A 20,528-nucleotide genomic window follows, 5' to 3' on the forward strand; every position below is an offset into this window, starting at 1 on the left:
ATCCCGTTGCGCGGCACTTTCCGCCCCGGTCGGGAAATAAGGAGCGGTGTCGCGACCGCCGTCCGGTGCCGGTCCGGTGTCCGACTGCGCCCGCCGTGCCCGTCTCGGACCGTAGTGAGAGCCGAGACGGCCGGTAGTGCATCCGCCCCGGATTACGTATCCTGCCCAAGGCGTCCGGGCCGGGGCCCGGCGTCGTGGCCGGCGAACGTGACGGCCGCTGCCGGCGCCACCGAGCGACACCTTCCCGGGCGAGGTCTGATTGAACACCCGTGACTGGCCGATCCGCGCCAAGCTGACCGCGCTGGTCATCGGCCCGGTGACCGGGCTGCTGGCGTTGTGGATCTTCGCCACCACGCTCACCTTCGGGCCCGCGCTCGATCTGCTCTCCGCCCGTACCCTTCTCTACGACCTCGGCCGTCCCGGCGAGCGCGTGGTGGCGGAGCTGCAACGGGAGCGACGGCTGTCGGTGGTCCAGCTCGCCGGCCGCAGCGCCCTGCCGGCCCTGGCGGAACAGCGCGTACGCACCGACGACGCGATCGTCGAGCTGCGCCGCAAGGTCGACGGCAAGGCCCTGCGCGACGTCGCCGACGAGCAGCTCGACGGCCGCCTCGACCAGCTGGTCTCGGCACTGGACGCGCTGCCCGCCGGACGCGCCTTCATCGACGACCGGAAGGTGGACCGGTCCGGTGCCGTCGGCCTCTACAGCGGGATGATCGGTTCGGCGTTCCAGGCGTTCGGCGCGATGGCAGCGCTGCCCGACGCCCAGCTCAACCGGGAGGCCACAGCGCTCACCGCGCTGGGCCGCTCCCGCGAGCTGCTCGGCCAGGCCGACGCGCTGCTGGCCGGCGCGGTCATCGCGGGCCGGTACGCCGACGGCGAGCACGAGCAGCTGGTCCGGACCTTGGAGAACCAGCGTTTCCTGGCGGAGACGGCGGTCGCCGAGCTGCCGTCCGAGGAACGGACCTCGTACCAGCGGTTGACCGAGGGCGCCGGGTTCGTCAAGCTGCGCGCGCTCCAGGACACCCTGATCCGCTCGTCCGCGTTGCCGGCCCGGTTCGACATGGCCGGCTGGGAGGCCGGCCACGCCGAGGTGTGGCAGAGCCTGCGCGACTTCGAGCTGCGCGGCGCGGACGCCCTGGCCGAGCGGTCGGTGCCGATGGCCACCCGGATCCTCGTCCAGCTCGCCGCCGCCGGTGTGCTGGGTCTCGTCGCGATCGTCGTCTGCGTGCTGGTGGCGCTGCGGGTCGGCCGGTCGCTGGCCCGGCGGCTGACCGGCGTACGCACCGCCGCGACCGAGGTCGCCGAGCAGCGGCTGCCCGACGTGGTCGCCCGGCTGCGCCGCGGCGAGGAGGTCGACGTCGCCCGGGAGGCGCCCGAACTGGACCACGGCGGCGACGAGATCGGCCAGGTGGCGCGCGCGTTCAACGAGGTGCGGCGTACCGCGGTGCGCGCCGCGATCGACGAGGTCACCCTGCGCCGGGGGTTCAACGAGGTGATCCTCAACCTCGCCCGGCGCAGCCAGGGCCTGGTGCACCGGCAGTTGGCGCTGCTGGACCGGCTGGAACGGCGTACCGAGGACCCGGACGAGCTGGCCGGACTGTTCCAGGTCGACCACCTGGCGACCCGGCTCCGGCGGCACGCCGAGGACCTGGTCATCCTCGCCGGCGCCGCGCCCGGGCGGGGCTGGCGCCGGCCGGTCGCCGCGGTCGACGTGATGCGCGGCGCGATCTCCGAGGTCGAGGCGTACGACCGGGTCGACGTGGGTGAGGTGGCGTCGGCCGGGGTGCTCGGCCGGGCCGTCGGCGACGTGATCCACCTGCTCGCCGAGCTGATCGAGAACGCCACCGCGTACTCCCCGCCGGGCACCCGGGTGGACGTCACCGGCCGGACCGTGCCGGGCGGCTACACCATCGAGATCACCGACCGGGGGCTGGGCATGTCCGCGCCGGCCCTGGCCGCCGCCAACCGCAAGCTGGCCGAGCCGCCCGAGTTCGACCCGGCCGGCAGCGCCCGGCTGGGGCTGTTCGTGGTGGCGCGCCTGGCCGCACGGCACGGCGTGCGGGTGGAGCTGCGGCCGGCCCGTCCGGCCGGGATCGTCGCCGCGGTGTTCGTACCGTCGGATCTGATCACCGACGAGCCGCCGGTGGGCACGGACGGCCCCGCCGGGCCGGAGCGGCGGCGCCTGGCCAAGGTGACCCGGTTGACGACGGTGCCGCGTCCGGGGCGCCCGAACCGGCCGGGACGGGACCGGTCGGAGAGCACCGTGGTCCCGTTGCAGTCCGCGCGCGCCTCGACCGTGGAGCCTCCCACCGACGGCGACGGCCTGCCACGCCGGATCCGGCGGCGCGGCGCGTCCGCGCGTCCGCGCGCGGCGGTCGTGGACGCCCCGGCGTACCGCACGCCGGAGGAGGCGCGCCGGGCCATGTCGGCGTTGCAGGCGGGCACCGCGCGGGGTCGCCGGGACGGCGCCCGCGCCACCGACCCGGCCGGTGACGCCGATCCGGCCACCACCGAAAAGCCTGACACCGGTACGCCGTCCGCCACGTCGGGGCCGGCCGTGGAGCCCGCCCTGCCGGTGGCGGAGGACCGAACCGCGACTGAGAGGGACGCCTAGTGGTGTACACGACGCGGCAGAACGCCGATCTCGACTGGCTGCTCGACGACCTGGTGGAGCGGGTGCCCGCCGCACGCCGGGCGGTGGTGCTCTCGGCGGACGGGCTCCTGCTCGGCGCCTCCGGCGACCAGGACCGCAGCGAAGCGGAGCACCTGTGCGCGCTGGCGTCCGGCTTCTCCGGCCTGGCCAAGGGCGCCACCCGGCACCTGGGCGGCGGCGCGGTCCGCCAGACCGTGGTGGAGATGGAGTCGGCCTATCTCTTCGTGACCGCCGCCGGACAGGGCGCCTGCCTGGCGGTGGCGAGCGACGCCGACGCCGACATCGGCCTGGTGGCGTACGAGATGGCGATGCTGGTGATCCGGGTCGGGGAGAACCTGGCCGCGCCGGCCCGCAGCGGCGGGGGGCCGGCCGATGCGCGCTGACTCGCCCGGGCCGCAGCACGAGTGGCTGGACGCCGACGCCGGTCCGGTGGTGCGCCCGTACACGCTCACCGGGGGCCGGGTGCGCCCGCCGGTGGACGGCTTCGACCTGCTGGCTTTCGTGCTCGCCACGCCGGACGCCGAGCCGACCGGCACGCCCGGCCTCCAGCCGGAGCATCGCCGGCTGATCGAACTGGCCCGCCGGCCGAAGGCCGTGGCCGACCTCGCCGCCGACCTGGACCTCGCCGTGGGCGTGGTGCGGGTGCTGCTCGGCGACCTCCTCGCCCATGGCTTCGTCGCGGTGCACCGGCCACCGGCCACCGCGTACCTGCCCGACGACAACATCCTCAAGGCGGTGGTCAGTGGACTCCGTGCGTTATGACCGGGAGCCGGGGGCGCCCCAGGTGCCGCTGGCTCTGAAGATCCTCATCGCCGGTGGCTTCGGGGCCGGCAAGACGACGCTGGTCAGCGCGTTGAGCGAGGTCCGGCCGTTGCAGACCGAGGAGGTCCTCACCGGCGCCGGGCTCGACACCGACGACGTCTCCGGGGTGGAGCAGAAGGCGACCACCACGGTGGCGATGGACTTCGGCCGGATCACCATCAACGACGACCTGCAGGTCTACCTGTTCGGCACCCCGGGTCAGGACCGGTTCTGGTTCCTCTGGGACGAGCTGGCGTTCGGCGCGCTCGGCGCGGTGGTGCTCGCCGACACCCGGCGGCTGGCCGACTGCTTTCCCTCCATCGACTACTTCGAGCAGCGGGGCATCCCGTTCGTGGTGGGCGTCAACTGCTTCGAGGGCTCCCGGCGGTTCGGCCTGGAGGCGGTGCGCGACGCCCTCGACCTGGACCCGGACGTCCCGCTCGTGCTCTGCGACGCCCGGGACCGGCAGTCCGGCAAGCTGGTGCTGATCTCGCTGGTCGAGCACGTGGCGCGGCAGCGCGGCGAGCCGGTGCCGGTGGGCTGAGCCGCCCGCGGCGAATCTCGTCGGCCGTCGCGGGACTGATCGGACGCCTGACCGGGAAGCCTCTGGTTGGATCTGGCGGAGACAGGACCGACGGAAGGTGGGAGCGGTGACCGGGCAGGACGAGATCGTCCACATCGGCGGCTACACGGCGGAGACGGGCGGGCGGGGTGAGGGCGTCGTCGCGGCCCGGCGGGACCGGGCGACCGGCGGGCTGACGCCGCTGGGTGTCGTGGCGGTCACCCCGTCGCCGTCGTTCCTGGCCCGGCATCCGGCGCTGCCGGTGCTGTACGCGTGCAACGAGCTGCCGGACGGCCGGGTCGGCGCGTTCCGGGTGGCGCCGGACGGCGACCTCACGCCGCTGGGCGAGCGCCCGTCCGGCGGGGCCGAGCCCTGTCACGTGGCGGTGGCCCCGGACGGTCGGCACCTGTTCGTGGCGAACTACGGCGGCGGCAGCGTGGCGGTGTTCGGCCTGGACGCCGAGGGCGTGCCGGGGGAGCGCGCCGACCTGGTCCGGCACGAGGGGCACGGCCCGGACACCGACCGGCAGGAGCACGCGCATTGTCACATGGTCTCGCCGGATCCGGCCGGCGGCGCGCTGCTCGCCGTCGACCTGGGCACCGACTCGGTCTACCGGTACGACGTCGACGCCGGCTCCGGCCGGCTGACGCCCCGGGAGCCCCGGGTGAGCACTCCGCCCGGCACCGGGCCCCGCCATCTGGCCCGGCACCCGGACGGGCGGCGCGCGTGGCTGGTCGGCGAGCTGGATGCCACTGTCACCGCGTACGACCTGACGCCGGACGGGCCGCGGGAGCGGGCGCGCGTCGACGCCAGCGGGCGGGCCGGGCATGTCCAGCCGTCCGAGGTGAGCGTGGGACCGGGTGGGCGTTTCCTCTACGTGGGCAACCGGGGCGTCGGCACGGTGGCGGTCTTCGCGCTCGACGGCGAAGCGCCGGAGCTGGTGGCCGAGGTCGACACCGGCGGTGAGTGGCCCCGGCACTTCGCGTTCGCCGGTGAGCACCTGTACGTCGCCGACGAGCGGGCCGACATGATCAGGATCTTCCGGGTCGATCCGGTCAGCGGCGTGCCCGAGGTGACGGGGGAGCCGGTGCCGGTGGCGAGCCCGACCTGCTTCTTGCCGTGAGCGGACGGTCACCGAAACGACCGTCCGCAGTGGACTTCATCACTCTGAAATGACTGACCAGTAACTTAGCGTATGAGTTAGGTGATCAACTGTTTCTGCTGCGTAACTTTCGTCCGAACGGTTGTGGTGGTAACCCCACGAGGTACGCAAGATGGTCACCGTGTCTGGCCGCCATCGCATGCGTTCCAACCTCCGTGGAGCAGGCGCCGCCGCTGTGGCGGTAGCCCTGGTCGCCGTCGTGGGCGGCTCCTGGTTCGGCTACCAGCAGCTGGCCGGCCCGAACTGTTCGGGCCGGATCGAGCTGTCGGTGGCGACCGCCCCGGAGATCGCCCCCGCGGTGCGCGGCGCCGCCGACCAGTGGGTCGCCGACGGCGCCGCGGTGGGCGGCACCTGCATCGCCGTCAACGTCTCCTCCTCCGAGTCGGTCGAGGTGGCCGCCGCGGTGGCCAGCAAGCACGGCGCCACGCTCGCCGGAGTCGGGCAGGCCAGCGGCACCGCTGTCACCCCGGACGTCTGGGTGCCGGACTCCTCGACCTGGCTGGTCCGGCTCAAGAGCGGCGGAGCCAGCGCCTTCGCGCCGACGAACGGCGCCTCGATCGCGCGCAGCCCGGTGGTGGTGGCGCTGCCCGAGCCGGTGGCCTCGCGCATAGGGTGGCCGGACAAGAAGCTCCGCTGGTCCGACCTGCTGACCCAGGTCACCGCGAGTAAGCCGCTGCGGGCCGGGATCGTCGAGCCGACCCAGGACGCGGCCGGCCTGTCCGGGCTGCTGTCGCTCACCGCCGCCGCCAGCTCCACCGGCGATTCCGGCTCGCCGAAGGCGCAGGAGGCGATGGTCGGGGCGCTGCGGGCCCTCGCCACGAACCGCTCCTCGCTGCGGCAGGACCTCCTCGCGCGGTTCCCGCGCTCGTCGGACCCGACGGCGATCGCCAACGGGCTGGGCGCGGCGGCGCTGTCCGAGGAGGACGTGATCGCCTACAACAGCACGAAGCCGCCGATCCGGCTGGCCGCGCTCTACCTGGAGCCGGTGCCGATCCCGCTCGACTACCCGTTCGCGGTGCTGCCCGGCATCGAGCCGGCCAAGGCGTCCGCCGCCCGGGTGCTCTTCGAGGTGCTGCGTACGCCGGACTTCAAGGACCGGCTGGCCGCGCAGGCGCTGCGCGCGCCGGACGGCAACTGGGGGCGCGGCTTCCAGGCCCCGACGGGCGCGCCGAGCCCGGCGAACGGCGGCGCGAGCCAGGTGCCGCCGTCCGGTCAGGGCGGCGCGGCCGACCTCGACCCGGGCGCCATCTCGACGGCGACCACCACCTGGTCGGTGGCCACGCAGTCGGGCCGGATGCTCTGCGTCATCGACGTCTCCGGCTCGATGAAGAAGCCGGTCGCGACGGCGAACGGCGCCAGCCGGGAGCAGGTCACGGTGGCGGCCGCGAGCCAGGGCCTCGGGCTCTTCGACGACTCCTGGTCGATCGGTCTGTGGACGTTCTCCACGAACCTTCAGGGCTCGCAGGACTGGAGCGAGCTGGTCGGAATAAAGCCGTTGTCGAGCAACCGGGGGGCGCTGCAGCGCGGCCTCGCCTCGATCAAGCCCTCCAGCGGCGACACCGGCCTGTACGACACCATGCTCGCGGCGTACAAGAAGGTGCAGCAGGACTGGGAGCCGGGCAAGGTCAACTCGATCGTGCTGTTCACCGACGGCAAGAACGAGGACGACAACGGCATCTCGCAGAAGGAGCTGCTGGACCAGCTGAAGAAACTGAAGGACGACGAGCAGCCGGTCCAGGTGGTCATCATCGGCATCGGCACCGAGGTGAACCGGGCCGAGCTGGAGTCGATCACCAAGGTCACCGGCGGCGGCGCGTTCGTCACCACCGACCCCAGCAAGATCGGCGAGATCTTCCTCCGGGCGATCGCGCTCCGGCCGCCCGCCCCGCGCTGACCTGAAGCTCAGCGCTAGTCTTCCGCCGTACCGGCAAATCCGGTACGGCGGAAGGCTTCCCGGGTCAAGACGCGGGATGAGAACTGACGGTAATGCGTCCGAATCAATCGGTAACCATAATTGTCCAGGCATGATGACCGGGTGCCTCGACCGCGGGCTCCACACCGGAGCCGGGCGGGGACGGGGCGGTCCTGAGCGAAGTGGGGAGGGCCGGTGACCTCGGCGACGCTGTTGACCCCTGCCACGTCGTCGCGACCCGGTGGTGAACGCCCGGGCAAGACGACACGAGCCGCGGAGCGGGCCTACATCCGGGTCCTGGTGGTGCTGGACACCGCGGTGCTCGCGGTGGCCATCCTGGTCGGTTACCTGGCCCGGTTCGGCGACGAGGAGCCGACCGGGTCCGAGATCCCGTACGTCGTGGTAGCCCCGGCGCTGCTGCTGGTCTGGCTCGTCTCGCTCAAGGCGATGCGGTGCTACGACGACCAGGTGCTCGGGTACGGCGCGGACGAGTACCGCCGGGTCAGCGCGGCGAGCATGCGGCTGGCCGGCGGTATCGCGATCGCCGGGTACATCGCCGACGTCGGCGTCTCCCGGGGCTTCCTGGCCATCTCCTTCGCCGTCGGCACCGTCGGCCTGGAGGTGGCGCGGTTCGCGGCCCGCAAGCGGCTGCACCGGGCCCGCGACCGGGGCGCCGGCTGGTCGCGCAAGGTGCTCGTGGTGGGCGACACGGCACACGTGCTGGAGCTGGTGCACACGCTGCGCCGGGAGCCGTACGCGGGCTACCAGGTGGTCGGCGCGTGCATTCCGGACGCGCTGCTCGCCCCGGTGCCGCAGCGGCTGGGTGACGTGCCGGTGGTCGGCTCCTTCCGGGGCATCCCGGAGGCGGCCACGGCGATCGGCGCCGACACGGTGGCGGTCACCGCCTCCGGTGAGCTGACCGCGACCCGGCTTCGCCGCCTGGGCTGGCAGCTGGAGGGCACCGGGGTCGACCTGGTGGTGGCACCGGCGCTGACCGACGTCGCCGGCCCTCGCATCCACACCCGCCCGGTCGCCGGCCTGCCGCTGATCCACGTCGAGGCGCCCGAGTTCCGTGGCGCCCGCAAGCTGGTCAAGGGCTTCGTGGACCGGTCGATCTCGCTGATCGCGCTGCTCGTGCTGGCGCCGCTGCTGATCGTGATCGCGCTCGCCATCAAGATCGACAGCCGGGGTCCGGTGCTGTTCCGGCAGACCCGGGTCGGTCAGGGCGGCGAGGAGTTCGGCGTCTTCAAGTTCCGCACCATGGTGGTCAACGCCGACGCCCTGCTCGCCGAGCTGGCCGCGCGCAACGAGACCGACGGCCTGATGTTCAAGATGCGCGACGACCCGCGGGTGACCCGGGTGGGCCGGCTGCTGCGCAAGTGGTCGCTGGACGAGCTGCCCCAGCTCGTCAACGTGCTGCTCGGCCAGATGAGCCTGGTCGGCCCGCGCCCGCCGCTGCCGTCCGAGGTGGCCCGCTACGACGGCGACGTGGCGCGACGCCTCCTGGTCAAGCCCGGCATGACCGGCCTCTGGCAGGTCAGCGGCCGGTCCGACCTGAGCTGGGAGGACGGCATCCGGCTCGACCTCTACTACGTGGAGAACTGGTCGCTGGCCGCCGACCTGACCATCCTCTGGAAGACGTTCGGCGCCGTGATCAACAGCCGCGGCGCGTACTGAGCGGGCCGGGTCAGGGCTGCGGGCCCAGCCAGTCCAGGCACACCACCACCGCGTCGTCCACCAGATCGCCGGCGACGAAGGCCCGCAGGTCGCCGATCAGCGACCGGACCGCGTCCAGCGGCTCCATCGGCCCGGTCCGGCGCAGGAACCGGTCCAGCGCCGCCTCGCCGTAACGCCCCTGCTCGGTGGTGGCGTCGATGACGCCGTCGCTGACCACGAAGAGCCGGTCACCGCGCTCCAACTGGAACGTCTGCTCCCGGTAGTCGGTGCCCTCGAACATGCCGAGCGGGAACTGCTCGTCCAGCGCCTGCTCGCTGACCTCGCCGGCCCGCAGCCGCAGCAGACGGGGCGAACCGGCGTCGACCACGGCCAGCGTGCCGGTGGCCAGGTCCAGTTCGACGAGCAGCACCGAGACATGCTGCTGGCCCCGGTGCTGCGCGTAGATCGCCTGGTCGGCCAGCGCGGCCTGATCGGCCAGGGGGAGCCCGGCCCGGCGCGCGTTGCGCAGCGCGTACGTGGCCAGCGAGGCGAGCAGCGCCGCGGCCACCCCCTCACCGAAGCCGTTCAGCACCGCCAGCCAGAGCCGGTGGCCGTCGTCGGACCAGTCGAAGCTGTCCCCGCGCACCGCGTACGCCGGTTCCAGCTGCCCGGCCAGGCTGAACGACGGCCGGATCCGGCTGCGCCCGGGCAGCAGCTCCCACTGCATCTCGGCGGCCAGCGTGAGGCGCCGGCTGCGCCGGGCGGTCCGGTAGATGTCGGTGGTCGCCATGACCGCGCTCAGCTCGTGCCCGAGCACCGTGGCGATGGTGTCCAGCTCGCGGCGCGCGTCCGGGTCGGCCGGCACCGGAGAGACCCGGAGGACGCCCCGGCGCTCGCCGCGCATGCCCACCGGGAACCAGCCCACCTCGTCGGCGATCACCGGCTCCTGATGGTCGAAGGCGCGCCAGGCCGGGTGACCGGGGCGGGCGAGCGCCTCGCCGTCACCCAGCGGCAGCAGCTCGGCGAGCCGGTAGTCGACCTGGTAGAGCTCGGTGCGGGTGATTCCGTACGTGCGCGCCAGCTCGGCGGCGAGCCGGTCCACGATGAGATCCGTCGGCGCCTCGGTCAGGACCCGGCGCGCGCGGCCCTCCGCTCCGCTCATCTTTGCTCCTTTGCACAGGTCGCCGGGCAGATCCGGGGGGTAGTCTCGGGCCCACCATGACCGAAGAGCCTGGTCCCCAGGGACCTGACACGAGTATGTCCGCCGCCCTGGACGAGGCGGCAGGCACCTTGCTCGCCGTCTGGGAGGCGGCCCGGGAGCGCACCACCAGCCGGCTGTCCAGTGCCCAGTTACGCGCGATCATGGTCGTCGAGCAGTATGACGGCATCAACCTCCGCCGGCTCGCCACCCTCACCGACATGCTGCTCTCCTCCGCCAGCCGGCTCTGCGACCGGCTGGTCGCGGCCGGCATGCTGGAACGCGAGCCGGGCCGCTACGACCGGCGGGAGATCTCCCTGCACCTCACTCCGGAGGCCCTGCGGCTCCTCGCCGAACTGCGCACCGACCGGCGGCGCCGGCTGGAGCGGATCCTGGACGGAATGAGCTCGGAGGGCCGGGTGGCACTGCTGCAGGGCATGCGCGAGTTCGACGTGGTCGGCCGGCGCGGGGAGGCGACAGCGGCCGAGGGCTGGCCGGTGCTGCAGCCCTCCGGGGAGCGGATCGGTGACCCGGTCCGCCCGTCCGGCGAGCCGCCGGTGGCCCGTACCGCCTGACTTCACCCGCGGACGGCCCGCAGCCGGGCCACCACCCGGGGATGCTCGGTCAGCGCCCGCTCCAGCGTGCCGAGCACCTCGTCCAGCAGCGCCCGCCCGCCCCGGGACGTCAGCGCCTCCGCCTGCCACTCGACGAAGTCCCGCAGCAGCCGGTCGTCGTCCACCCGCACGGCCGCGATCAGCGCGTCCACCAGGTGCGCGATGCCGGTGGCGGCGTCCTCGGCGGTCTCCTCGGGCGGGTCCACCGCGGTCAGCGCGAGCCGGACCAGCTCCCGCCGCCGGTGCAGCAGGGCGACGTACGAGTCGTCGGGCGGCGGTGGTGGCGCGCCGATGTGCGTGCCCGCGGACAGCGGCCGGTCCAGCAGCGCGACGGCGTCCCGGGCGCTGGCGCCCCAGGCCGCCGCGCCGATCGTGGCGGCCCACCGGCCCTCCGGCCCGAAGCCGGGGCCGCCCGCCAGTACCGGCACCCCGGCCGCGCGGCTCGCCTCCACCATCCGCGCCGCCCGGACCAGCCGGTTCGGCTGCACGCAGCTCAGCAGTACCGCGTCCGGGCCGGTCTGGTGCAGGTAGGAGACCAGGTGCCGGGCCGGCACGCTGGCGCCCAGGAACGTCACCCGCCAGCCGGCCGCCCGGACCACCTCGGCGACGATCCGGGCGGCCAGCGCGTGCCACTCGCCCTCGACGCAGGCCATCACCACGTGCCCACGTCGCGGTGCGCCGATCGTCGCGCCCACCGCGCCGACCACGAGTTCGCTGACATGGGTGGCGGCGTGCTCCTGGGCCACGCTCCAGGAACCGGTGAGCCAGCGGCGGCCGATCTCCTGCTGCGCCACCGCGACGAGGTCCACCAGGATGTCCGCGACCGGCACGCCGTCGGCGAGCAGTTCCTGCGCCAGCGCGATCGCGCCGGCCCGGTCGGCCCGGTCCAGGTGATCGAGATACGCGGCGAGCGTCTCCGGCCCGATCCGGCGCTCCGGGCTCACCCGGCGGCCAGCGCCAGCATGGCGATGTCGTCGTGCGGCTGCCCGTCCAGCCACTCGTCGACGAGCTGGAGCACCCGCTCCACGAGCGCGGCCGGCGGGAGCCCGGCACCGGAGGCGACCGCCTGGCGCAATCGGTCCTCGCCGAACATGGCCAGCTCGGTCGGGCCGCCCCGGGCCTCGGTCACCCCATCGGTGTACGCCAGCAGCAGGTCGCCCGGCGCCAGCCGTACCTCGGCGTCGACGAACCGCGCGTCGGTGAGCGCGCCCACCGGCATGCCGCCCACCCGGACGGTCTCGATCCCGCCGCCGGCGCGGGCGACGAGCGGGGCGGGGTGCCCGCCGCCGGCCACCCGGACCCGCAGCCCGCCGCCGGGCTCGCGGCGGACCGCGCCGAGCAGGAGCGTCGTGAACTGGGCCCGGCGGGCGGCGTCCGGCGCGTCCAGCAGCGCCCGGTTGAGCAGCTCCAGCAGTTCCCGGGGACGCTGCTCGACGAGGCGCAGCGTCTGCAGCGACTGGCGTACCCGGCCGGTCAGCACTGCCGCGCCGACGCCCTTGCCGCAGACGTCGCCGAGCGCGAGGAGACCGCCCTCGGCGGTGGGGAACACGTCGTAGAAGTCCCCGCCGATGCGCAGGCTGTCCCCGGCGGCGCGGTAACCGCCGGCGAGCGTCATCCCGGGCAGGCGCGGCAGTTCCGGCGGGAGCAGGCTGTTCTGCAGCACGCGCGCCAGGTGGGCCTGCTCGCCGTACAGCTCGGCGGCGGCCAGCGCGGCGCCGGCCCGCCCGGCGAACTCCCGGGCCAGTGCGATCTCCCGCTGGTCGAAGCCGGGCCGTTCGGGGCGGCGGGCCAGCACCAGCGCGCCGGCCGGGCCGCCGGCGCTGGGCATCGGGCTGATCAGCACGGTGCCCGGCCGGCCGAAGCCGGTGGGCAGCACCTCGGCCAGGTCGGCCAGTTCGGCGTCGAGCCAGGGACTGGGCTCGGTGCGGTCGCCGTCGAGCGCCTCGACCAGCCCGGGGACGGACTCCACGGTGCGCCAGCCGGTCACGCCGGTGACCGGGCCGGAGTCGCCGGTGGCGTACCGGATCCAGTGCGGCGCGTCCTCGGCGGGCGGGGCCGGGCGGTGCACCACCACGGCGACGTCGGCCAGGTAGGGCACCGGCAGCGTGACCGCGGCGCGCAGCGTCTGGTCCCGGTGCAGGGACAGCCCGAGCCGGCTGCCGGCCCGGGCGAGGAAAGCGGTCCGGGAGCGTTCGGCGAGCAGCGCGTCGGTGCGTGCGTGCTCCTCCGTGACGTCTCGGACGTACCAGGCGCCGCGCCCGGCGGCCAGCGGGCGCCGCAGCCCGCGCAACCGCCGGCCGTGGTGCTCGGTCTCGAATGTGTCCGATCCGGTGCGCGCCGCCTCGGCCAGCGCCGGCACCTGGCACCCGGCCAGGTCGACGCCGGGGGTCAGCTCCGGGAGCAGGTCGGTGGCCATCGCGTTGACCAGGGCCACCACGCCGGCCGGGTCGACTGTCACGACCGCTTCGGCGAGCCCGTCCAGCAGCTCCTGGGCGAGCCGGTCGTCAGCCGGGAGCGCGGCCCCGGCCACCCGCCGGGGTCGCTTCCTCCAGGCGTGCCCCCCGCCGCTGACCGGCCCCGCGACACCGCCCCGGCGCGCGGCTGTCACCTCAGGTGGCCGGGCGCTTCGGTCAGTCGACCCCTGCGCATGCTGTCGGTGCACTCCTCGCTCGGCGGACAGGTTGCCTGGCGGCAAGCGTACCGAGCGCGGGCACGTAATGCCCGTCCAGGAACGGCCGGATCAGGCGCTGCGGGCCAGCCAGCCCACCGGCCGGTCGACGATCCGGCGGACCACCGAGCCGGCTCCGCCGACCGCTGCGGACTGCGCCCCGAGCACGGCCGGGCGTACCTCGACCGGTGCCCAGGCGGCGGTCAGCACCCGCCGGGAGATCTCCGCCACCACAGGCGGCCGCAGCCAGGGGGCGAGCGGGGCGTATCCGCCGCCGAGCACCACCGTGTCCAGGTCCAGCAGGTTCACCACGCCCGCCACGGCGACCCCGAGGGCGGCGCCGGCGTCGGCCAGGGCGGTCAGCGTGGCCGGGTCACCGGCGTCGGCCAGGTCGGCGAGCCGGGTGGCGGCGGTGTCGGCGGGCAGTTCCGCGCCGGGCAGCCCGGCGGCGGCCAGGATCGCCTCCTGGCCCGCGTACCGCTCCAGACAGCCCTGGCCGCCGCAGCGGCACGGCCGCCCCTGCGGTTGGACCGGGAAGTGACCGATCTCTCCGCTCCAGCCGCGCGCGCCCCGGTAGAGCGAGCCGTCCAGCACGATTCCGGCGCCGATGCCGATCTCGCCGGTGATGTGCAGGAAGCTGCGGGGGCCGGCCGGTCGCGCGTACAGCTCGCCGAGCGCCGCCAGGTTGGCCTCGTTGTCGACCACGAGCGGTGGCACCCCGTCGACCGGCTCGGCCAGCGAATGCCCGGCCAGCAGCGCCGGCACGTCCACGTCCCGCCAGCCGAGGTTCGGCGCGAGCCGGACCAGGCCGCCGTCGCCGACCAGGCCGGGCACGGCGAGCGCCGCGCCGGCCAGGGTCAGTCCGTCGCGTACGGCGGCGGCGCGCGCCTCGGCGGCCAGCGCGGCGAGCCGGGCGAGCGCGTCGGCGGGGGAGACCGGGCGCAGGTCGGCGCGGCGGACCAGGTGGTGCCGGACCGTGCCGGTCAGGTCGACGACGCAGGCCGCCAGGTAGTCGACGTTCACCTCCAGGCCGAGCCCGGCCGGGCCGTCGGAGGCGAGCACCAGCCCCCGGGCCGGCCGGCCCGCACCGGTACGCGGCTCCGGCTCCGCCTCGGCGACCAGCCGGCCGGCGATCAGGTCGTCGACCACGGCGGAGACGGTGGCCCGGGTCAGGCCGGTGTCGGCGGCGATCCCGGCCCGCGAGGGCGGCCGGTCGGCGGCGGCGATCCGCCGGAGCACCACTGCGAGGTTCAACTCGCGCAGGCTGCCCTGCCGGACCGCCCCGGCCGTGCTGGCGCTTGTCACCTCTTGACACTGCCACATCGCCGCCATTTAATTCAACCGCTGAACAAATCGCGGACGACACCACCACTGGAGGTCTGCCATGGCACCCCGTCCCACCCCCGCGGACAAGTTCTCCTTCGGCCTCTGGACGGTGGGCTGGCCGGCCCGTGACCCGTTCGGCGACGCGACCCGTCCCGAGCTGGACGCCGTCGAGGCCGTGCACCGGCTCGCCGAGCTGGGCGCGTACGGCATCACCTTCCACGACGACGACCTGGTCCCGTTCGGCGCGGACGCCGCCACCCGCGACGCCCGGCTCAGCCGCTTCCGCAAGGCGCTCGACGAGACCGGCCTGGTCGTGCCGATGGTCACCACCAACCTGTTCAACCACCCGGTGTTCAAGGACGGCGGCTTCACCAGCAACGACCGCGACGTGCGGCGGTACGCGCTGCGCAAGGTGCTGCGCAACATCGACCTGGCCGCCGAGATGGGCGCGAAGACGTTCGTCATGTGGGGCGGCCGGGAGGGCGCCGAGTACGACGTCGCGAAGGACGTCCAGGCCGCGCTGGACCGCTACCGCGAAGCGGTCGACCTGCTCTGCGAGTACGTCGTCGACAACGGCTACGACCTGCGCTTCGCGCTGGAGCCGAAGCCGAACGAGCCCCGGGGCGACATCCTGCTGCCCACCGTCGGCCACGCGCTCGGCTTCATCTCCACCCTGGCCCGCCCGGAGATGGTCGGGCTGAACCCGGAGGTCGGGCACGAGCAGATGGCCGGGCTGAACTTCGCCCACGGCATCGCCCAGGCGCTCTGGCAGGGCAAGCTGTTCCACATCGACCTCAACGGCCAGCGCGGCATCAAGTACGACCAGGACCTGGTCTTCGGCCACGGCGACCTGCTCAACGCGTTCGCCCTGGTCGACCTGCTGGAGCACGGCGGCCCGAACGGCGGCCCGGCCTACGACGGCCCGCGCCACTTCGACTACAAGCCGTCCCGCACCGAGGACATCGCCGGCGTGTGGGCCTCCGCCGAGGCGAACATGCGCACGTACCTGCTGCTCAAGGAGCGGGCCGCGGCGTTCCGCGCCGACCCGGAGGTGGTCGAGGCGCTCGCCGCCGCCCGCGTGGCCGAGCTGGCCACGCCGACGCTGAACCCGGGTGAGGGCTACCGCGAGCTGCTCGCCGACCGCACCGCGTTCGAGGAGTTCGACCCGGAGGCCGCCGGGGCGAAGGGCTTCGGCTTCGTCCGGCTCAACCAGCTCGCCGTCGAGCACGTGCTCGGCGCGCGCTGAGGCGGGCCGCCATGCCGCTCGTCGCGGGGGTCGACTCGTCGACCCAGTCCTGCAAGGTGGTGGTCCGGGACGCGGAGACCGGCGCGCTGGTCCGGCAGGGCCGCGCGCCGCACCCGCCCGGCACCGAGGTCGACCCGTACGCCTGGTGGGAGGCCCTGCGGGCGGCGGTGGCCGAGGCCGGCGGCCTGGCCGACGTGGCAGCCGTCTCGGTCGGCGGCCAGCAGCACGGCATGGTCTGCCTGGACGCCTCCGGTGAGGTGGTCCGGCCGGCGCTGCTGTGGAACGACACCCGGTCCGCCGACGCGGCCCGGGACCTGGTCGAGGAGGCCGGCGGCGGGGAGACCGGCCGCCGGTTCTGGGCCGACGCGACCGGCGCGGTGCCGGTGGCCAGCTTCACCGCCACCAAGCTGCGGTGGCTGGCCCGGCACGAGCCGGACAACGCCGACCGGGTGGCCGCCGTGTGCCTGCCGCACGACTGGCTCACCTGGCGGCTCGCCGGCGCGCCCGGCCTGGACGCGCTGCGCACCGACCGGGGCGACGCCAGCGGCACCGGCTACTGGTCGCCGCGCACCGGCGAATACCGGCTGGACCTGCTGGAGCGGGCCTTCGGCCGGCGCGTGACGGTGCCGGTCGTGCTCGGCCCGGCCGAGGCGGCCGGGCACCTCGACCCGGCGGTGCTCGGCGACGGCGCGGCGTCCGGTACGGCCGGGACCCCGGGAACCGGTGCCGCCGGCCCGGTGCTCCTCGGGCCGGGCACCGGGGACAACGCCGCCGCGGCGCTCGGTGCCGGCGCCGGTCCGGGCGACGTGGTCGTCTCGATCGGCACCTCCGGCACCGTCTTCGCGGTCGCGGACAACCCGGCCGCCGACCCGAGCGGCGCGGTGGCCGGGTTCGCCGACGCCACCGGCCGGTTCCTGCCGCTGGTGTGCACGCTCAACGCGGCCCGGGTGCTCGACGCCACCGCGACCCTGCTCGGCGTCGACCTCGACACGCTCGGTGAGCTGGCCCTGTCCGCGCCGCCCGGCGCCGACGGGCTGGTCCTGGTGCCGTACCTGGAGGGGGAGCGGACGCCGGACCGACCGCACGCCACCGGCGAGCTGAAGGGCCTGACACTGCGCACCTCGACCCCGGCGCACCTGGCCCGGGCCGCGGTCGAGGGGATGCTCTGCGGGCTGGCCGACGGTCTCGACGCGCTGCTCGCCCAGGGCGCCCGCGCCGACCGGATCATCCTGGTCGGGGGCGGCGCCCGGTCCGCCGCGGTACGGCGGATCGCGCCGCAGGTCTTCGGCCGCCCGGTGGTGGTGCCGCCGCCCGGCGAGTACGTGGCCGACGGCGCGGCCCGGCAGGCCGCCTGGGTCGCGCTGGGTGGCGACACCCCGCCCACCTGGTCGGTCGGCGACACCGAGGAGTACACCGGCGAGGCGGTCCCCGCCATCCGCGAGCGCTACGCCCACGCCCGGGAGTAAGGAAGGGCCCCTTCTTAACGCCTGCGGTAGAGGAGGGGCCCCTTCTTAACATGCGCGTCGGCCGGGGGCGGTGTCCCGGAACCGGCCCGCACCTGATTGGCTGCCCTGCATGACGGGCACGAAGGTCTCCCGGCGCGGGAACGCGGCACACCGGTTCTACAGCGTCGTCGTCTTCGTGGTACTCGCCTCGCTGGACAACGTGGCGATCGGCCTGGTGCCCCCGCTGTACGGGCCGATCTCCACCGCCCTCGACGTACCCCAGCGGATGCTCGGCCTGGTCACCGCCGTCAGCTTCCTGGTCAGCGCGGTGGCGGCGGTGGGCTGGGCGTACGTCGGGGACCGCACCAACCGCAAGCCGCTGCTCATGGTCGGCACGCTGCTCTGGGCCGCCGGCACCGCCGGCAGCGCGCTCGCCGGGGGGTACGCGACGTTCCTGGCCGCGCAGTTCGTCGGCGCGGTCGGGCTCGGCGCGGTGGGCTCGGTCGGCTTCTCCGTGGTCACCGACCTGATCTCGCCGCGCCGACGCGGCCTGGTGATGAGCTTCTGGGGGCTGTCCCAGGGCGTCGGCACGCTGGCCGGGACGCTGCTCGGCGGCGTGCTCGGGGCGACCGACTGGCGGCGGCCGTTCCTGCTGCTGACCGGCGTGGGTCTGGCCGCCACGGTGGCGTACCTGTTCACCTACGACATCCGGCGCGGGCAGAGCGAACCGGAGCTGGCCGGGGCGATCGACGCCGGGAACGAGTACGACTACCGGATCAGCCGCGCCGACCTGCCCCGGATCCTGGCCCGCCGGACCAACCGCTGGCTGATCCTGCAGGGGCTGACCGCCCAGGCCGCGTTCGGCTCGCTGGTCTGGCTGCCGGTGCTGTTCAGCCAGCGGGCCGAGGCGCAGGGCTACTCGCCGGCGACGGCCGTGGTGGTGGGCAGCGTCTTCGCCACCCTGTTCCAGCTCGGCGGGGTGTTCTCGATCGTGGGCGGCCTGGTCGGCGACGCGCTGCAACGGCGTACGCCCAGTGGCCGGGCCACCGTGGCGGCCGTCGGCATCCTCGCGGCGCTGCCGTTCTACCTGGTCCTGTTCTTCGTGCCGATCCGCATCGACGTGCCCGACGGCGCCGGGGCGGGCGCGGTGGTGACGGCGGTGCTGTCCAGCGTGCTGACCGAGCCGACGGTGGGGCTGAGCCTGCTCACCGCCGTGGTGGCGCTGGCGCTGACGTCGGCGAACTCGCCGAACTGGTTCGCGCTGATCGCCGACGTCAACCCGCCCGAGCACCGGGGCACCGTCTACAGCCTGGGCAACCTCGTCAACGGCGTCGGGCGGGCGGCCGGCAACGGGCTGGTCGGGGTGGTGTTCGCCGCGCTGCGTACGGCCTTCCCGCCGCCGTTGAACTATGCGGTCGGGCTGGCCGCGTTCCAGCTCTTCTTCATCCCGACCGGGATCATGTACTGGCTGGCCGCGCGTACGTCGCCGCGGGACATCGCGCAGGTGCACGACCTGCTGCACGCCCGCGCCGACCGCCTGGAAGGAAGGGCCCCTTCTTAACGGTGAGTGTTAATAAGGGGCCCTTCCTATACCGGAGGCGTTAACAAGGGGCCCTTCCTTACACCACCCGGAACCAGACGGTGACGTCCGTCGGGACCGTGGCGTCGTCCAGCGGCGCGCTCGACACCAGCACCTGCGCGCCGGCCGGCAGCGGCGCCGGGTCGGCCCCGAAGTTCGTCAGCACGGTGAGGTCGCCGTTGGTGAACGTGAGCACCTCGTCGCCGGAGGACAGGAACCGCAGCGGGCCCCGGGCCAGCGCGTGCTCGCGGCGCAGCCGCAGCGCGGTCCGGTACAGCTCGTACGTCGACCCGGGCACGCCGCGCTGCCGGTCCAGCGCGTACTCGGCCCAGGTCGACGGCTGGGGCAGCCAGCTCGCGTCGGTCGGCCCGAAGCCGTACGACGGGGCGTCGGCCTCCCACGGGATCGGCACCCGGCAGCCGTCCCGGCCGCGCTCGGTGTGCCCGCTGCGCGCCCAGGTCGGGTCCTGGCGGGCCTCGTCGGGCAGCGTGGTGTGCTCCGGCAGCCCCAGTTCCTCGCCCTGGTAGAGGTAGGCGGAGCCGGGCAGCGCGAGCATCAGCAGGCTGGCTGCCCGGGCCCGGCGCAGACCCAGCGCGGCGTCCGGCTGCGGGTCGTCCACGCCGACGCCGTTGGCCCGGCCACCGGCGGTGCCGAGCCCCAGCCGGGAGGCGTGCCGGACCACGTCGTGGTTGGACAGGACCCAGGTGGTGGGCGCGCCGACGGAGTCGGTGGCCTCCAGCGAGCGGGTGATCACCGCGTACTGGGCCGGCGCGGTCCAGGCGGCCAGCAGGTACTCGAAGTTGAACGCCTGGTGCATCTCGTCCGGGCGCACGTACCGGGCCAGCCGCTCGGCCGGCTCCACCCACGCCTCGGCGACCAGGATCCGCTCACCGGGGTACGAGTCGAGGACCCGCCGCCACTCCCGGTAGATCTCGTGCACGCCGTCCTGGTCCCACATCGGCGGGCGCGGCTTGTCCACCTCGCTGCCGGAGAGGATCTCCTGCGGCTCCTGCCAGTCGGCCAGGTCGGCCTGCTTGATCAGGCCATGCGCCACGTCCACCCGGAAGCCGTCCACGCCCCGGTCCAGCCAGAAGCGCAGCACGTCGAGGAACTCCGCGCGCACCTCCGGGTTGTCCCAGTTGAGGTCGGGCTGACCGGAGTCGAACAGGTGCAGGTACCACTGTCCGTCCGGCAGCCGCGTCCAGGCGGGGCCCCCGAAGACGCTCACCCAGTCGTTCGGCGGCTCGGCGCCGTCCGGGCCCTTGCCGTCGCGGAAGACGTAACGCTGCCGCTCCGGGCTGCCCGGGGCGGCCGCCACCGCCTCGGTGAACCAGCGGTGCGCGGACGAGGTGTGGTTGGGCACCAGGTCGACGATCACCCGTAGCCCGCGCGCCTTCGCCTCGGCGATCAGCTTGTCGGCGTCGGCGAGCGTGCCGAACAGCGGGTCGACGTCGCGGTAGTCGGCCACGTCGTACCCGGCGTCGGCCTGCGGGGACGGATAGAACGGGGACAGCCAGAGCGCGTCGACTCCCAGCTCGGCGAGGTGGTCGAGCCGGGAGGTGATGCCCGGCAGGTCGCCGATGCCGTCGCCGTCGGAGTCGGCGAACGAGCGCGGGTAGACCTGGTAGATCACCGCCTCGGTCCACCAGCCGGTGCCCGGGGCCTGCTGCGTCGCGTCGGTGTTCAGCGCCTTACTCCTGTCTGGG

16 protein-coding genes are annotated in these 20,528 nt (G+C 74.5%); 11 read left to right on the top strand and 5 right to left on the bottom strand.

Going from position 1 to position 20,528, the window contains the following annotated elements:
* The first annotated feature begins 259 nt into the window (after positions 1-259).
* The 7 genes from O7542_RS01140 (at position 260) to O7542_RS01170 (ending at position 8,767) form a co-directional block, all read left to right on the top strand.
* Positions 260-2,614 carry a nitrate- and nitrite sensing domain-containing protein gene (locus tag O7542_RS01140; protein WP_064447789.1) on the top strand — a complete coding sequence of 785 codons (2,355 nt, stop codon included), beginning with the start codon at positions 260-262 and terminating at the stop codon, positions 2,612-2,614.
* Complete coding sequence (locus O7542_RS01145; protein WP_043328791.1) at positions 2,614-3,036, top strand: roadblock/LC7 domain-containing protein; 423 nt, start codon at positions 2,614-2,616, stop codon at positions 3,034-3,036. The genes O7542_RS01140 and O7542_RS01145 overlap by 1 nt, the downstream gene beginning before the upstream one ends.
* The gene (locus O7542_RS01150) at positions 3,026-3,415 is read left to right on the top strand and encodes a DUF742 domain-containing protein (protein WP_166457027.1); all 390 of its coding nucleotides are present in this window, start codon (positions 3,026-3,028) and stop codon (positions 3,413-3,415) included. The genes O7542_RS01145 and O7542_RS01150 overlap by 11 nt, the downstream gene beginning before the upstream one ends.
* Positions 3,396-3,998: an ATP/GTP-binding protein gene (locus O7542_RS01155; protein ID WP_043328792.1), complete on the top strand. Its 603-nt coding sequence runs from the start codon at positions 3,396-3,398 to the stop codon at positions 3,996-3,998. Before O7542_RS01150 ends, O7542_RS01155 begins: the two co-directional genes overlap by 20 nt.
* Before the next feature lie 106 nt (positions 3,999-4,104).
* Entirely contained in the window at positions 4,105-5,139 is a 1,035-nt protein-coding gene (locus O7542_RS01160; protein ID WP_281605578.1) for a lactonase family protein, read from the top strand.
* Between the two features lie 178 nt (positions 5,140-5,317).
* Positions 5,318-7,072: a substrate-binding domain-containing protein gene (locus O7542_RS01165; protein WP_051611375.1), complete on the top strand. Its 1,755-nt coding sequence runs from the start codon at positions 5,318-5,320 to the stop codon at positions 7,070-7,072.
* 213 nt (positions 7,073-7,285) lie between these two features.
* On the top strand, positions 7,286-8,767 hold the full coding sequence (locus O7542_RS01170) for a sugar transferase (RefSeq protein WP_104112946.1): 1,482 nt from the start codon (positions 7,286-7,288) through the stop codon (positions 8,765-8,767).
* A gap of 10 nt (positions 8,768-8,777) precedes the next feature.
* Here O7542_RS01170 and O7542_RS01175 read toward each other — a convergent pair whose 3' ends face one another.
* A complete protein-coding gene (locus O7542_RS01175) occupies positions 8,778-9,908 on the bottom strand; it encodes a PP2C family protein-serine/threonine phosphatase (RefSeq protein ID WP_209963001.1) in 1,131 nt (376 codons plus the stop codon).
* 95 nt (positions 9,909-10,003) lie between these two features.
* On the opposite strand from O7542_RS01175, the gene O7542_RS01180 reads away from it, so the two are divergent.
* The gene (locus O7542_RS01180) at positions 10,004-10,519 is read left to right on the top strand and encodes a MarR family winged helix-turn-helix transcriptional regulator (RefSeq protein ID WP_064447786.1); all 516 of its coding nucleotides are present in this window, start codon (positions 10,004-10,006) and stop codon (positions 10,517-10,519) included.
* Positions 10,520-10,521: 2 nt separating this feature from the next.
* Here the strand turns inward: O7542_RS01180 and O7542_RS01185 are convergent, their stop codons facing one another.
* The 3 genes from O7542_RS01185 to O7542_RS01195 all read right to left on the bottom strand — a co-directional run bounded on the left by O7542_RS01185 (position 10,522) and on the right by O7542_RS01195 (position 14,558).
* The gene (locus tag O7542_RS01185; RefSeq protein WP_166457029.1) at positions 10,522-11,502 is read right to left on the bottom strand and encodes a cobalamin-dependent protein; all 981 of its coding nucleotides are present in this window, start codon (positions 11,500-11,502) and stop codon (positions 10,522-10,524) included.
* On the bottom strand, positions 11,499-13,088 hold the full coding sequence (locus tag O7542_RS01190) for a PP2C family protein-serine/threonine phosphatase (protein ID WP_233514812.1): 1,590 nt from the start codon (positions 13,086-13,088) through the stop codon (positions 11,499-11,501). The genes O7542_RS01185 and O7542_RS01190 overlap by 4 nt, the downstream gene beginning before the upstream one ends.
* Before the next feature lie 210 nt (positions 13,089-13,298).
* Positions 13,299-14,558, bottom strand: coding sequence for an ROK family protein (locus O7542_RS01195; protein ID WP_140946172.1), 1,260 nt, complete (start codon positions 14,556-14,558; stop codon positions 13,299-13,301).
* 52 nt (positions 14,559-14,610) lie between these two features.
* Between O7542_RS01195 and xylA the strand changes: the two genes are divergently transcribed.
* From xylA to O7542_RS01210, 3 genes are all read left to right on the top strand, one after another.
* Positions 14,611-15,798, top strand: coding sequence for a xylose isomerase (gene xylA / locus O7542_RS01200; protein WP_043328799.1), 1,188 nt, complete (start codon positions 14,611-14,613; stop codon positions 15,796-15,798).
* Positions 15,799-15,809: 11 nt separating this feature from the next.
* Entirely contained in the window at positions 15,810-17,264 is a 1,455-nt protein-coding gene (xylB, locus tag O7542_RS01205) for a xylulokinase (protein WP_281605579.1), read from the top strand.
* Positions 17,265-17,373: 109 nt separating this feature from the next.
* Complete coding sequence (locus tag O7542_RS01210) at positions 17,374-18,804, top strand: MFS transporter (RefSeq protein ID WP_043328800.1); 1,431 nt, start codon at positions 17,374-17,376, stop codon at positions 18,802-18,804.
* 58 nt (positions 18,805-18,862) lie between these two features.
* On the opposite strand, the gene O7542_RS01215 is transcribed toward O7542_RS01210, so the two are convergent.
* Positions 18,863-20,509, bottom strand: a complete 1,647-nt coding sequence (locus O7542_RS01215; RefSeq protein WP_043328802.1) for an alpha-amylase family glycosyl hydrolase — start codon at positions 20,507-20,509, stop codon at positions 18,863-18,865.
* Positions 20,510-20,528 lie beyond the last annotated feature (19 nt).

Origin of the sequence: Micromonospora sp. WMMC264, assembly GCF_027497275.1 — a bacterium.
GTDB classification, from domain to species: domain Bacteria; phylum Actinomycetota; class Actinomycetes; order Mycobacteriales; family Micromonosporaceae; genus Micromonospora; species Micromonospora chalcea.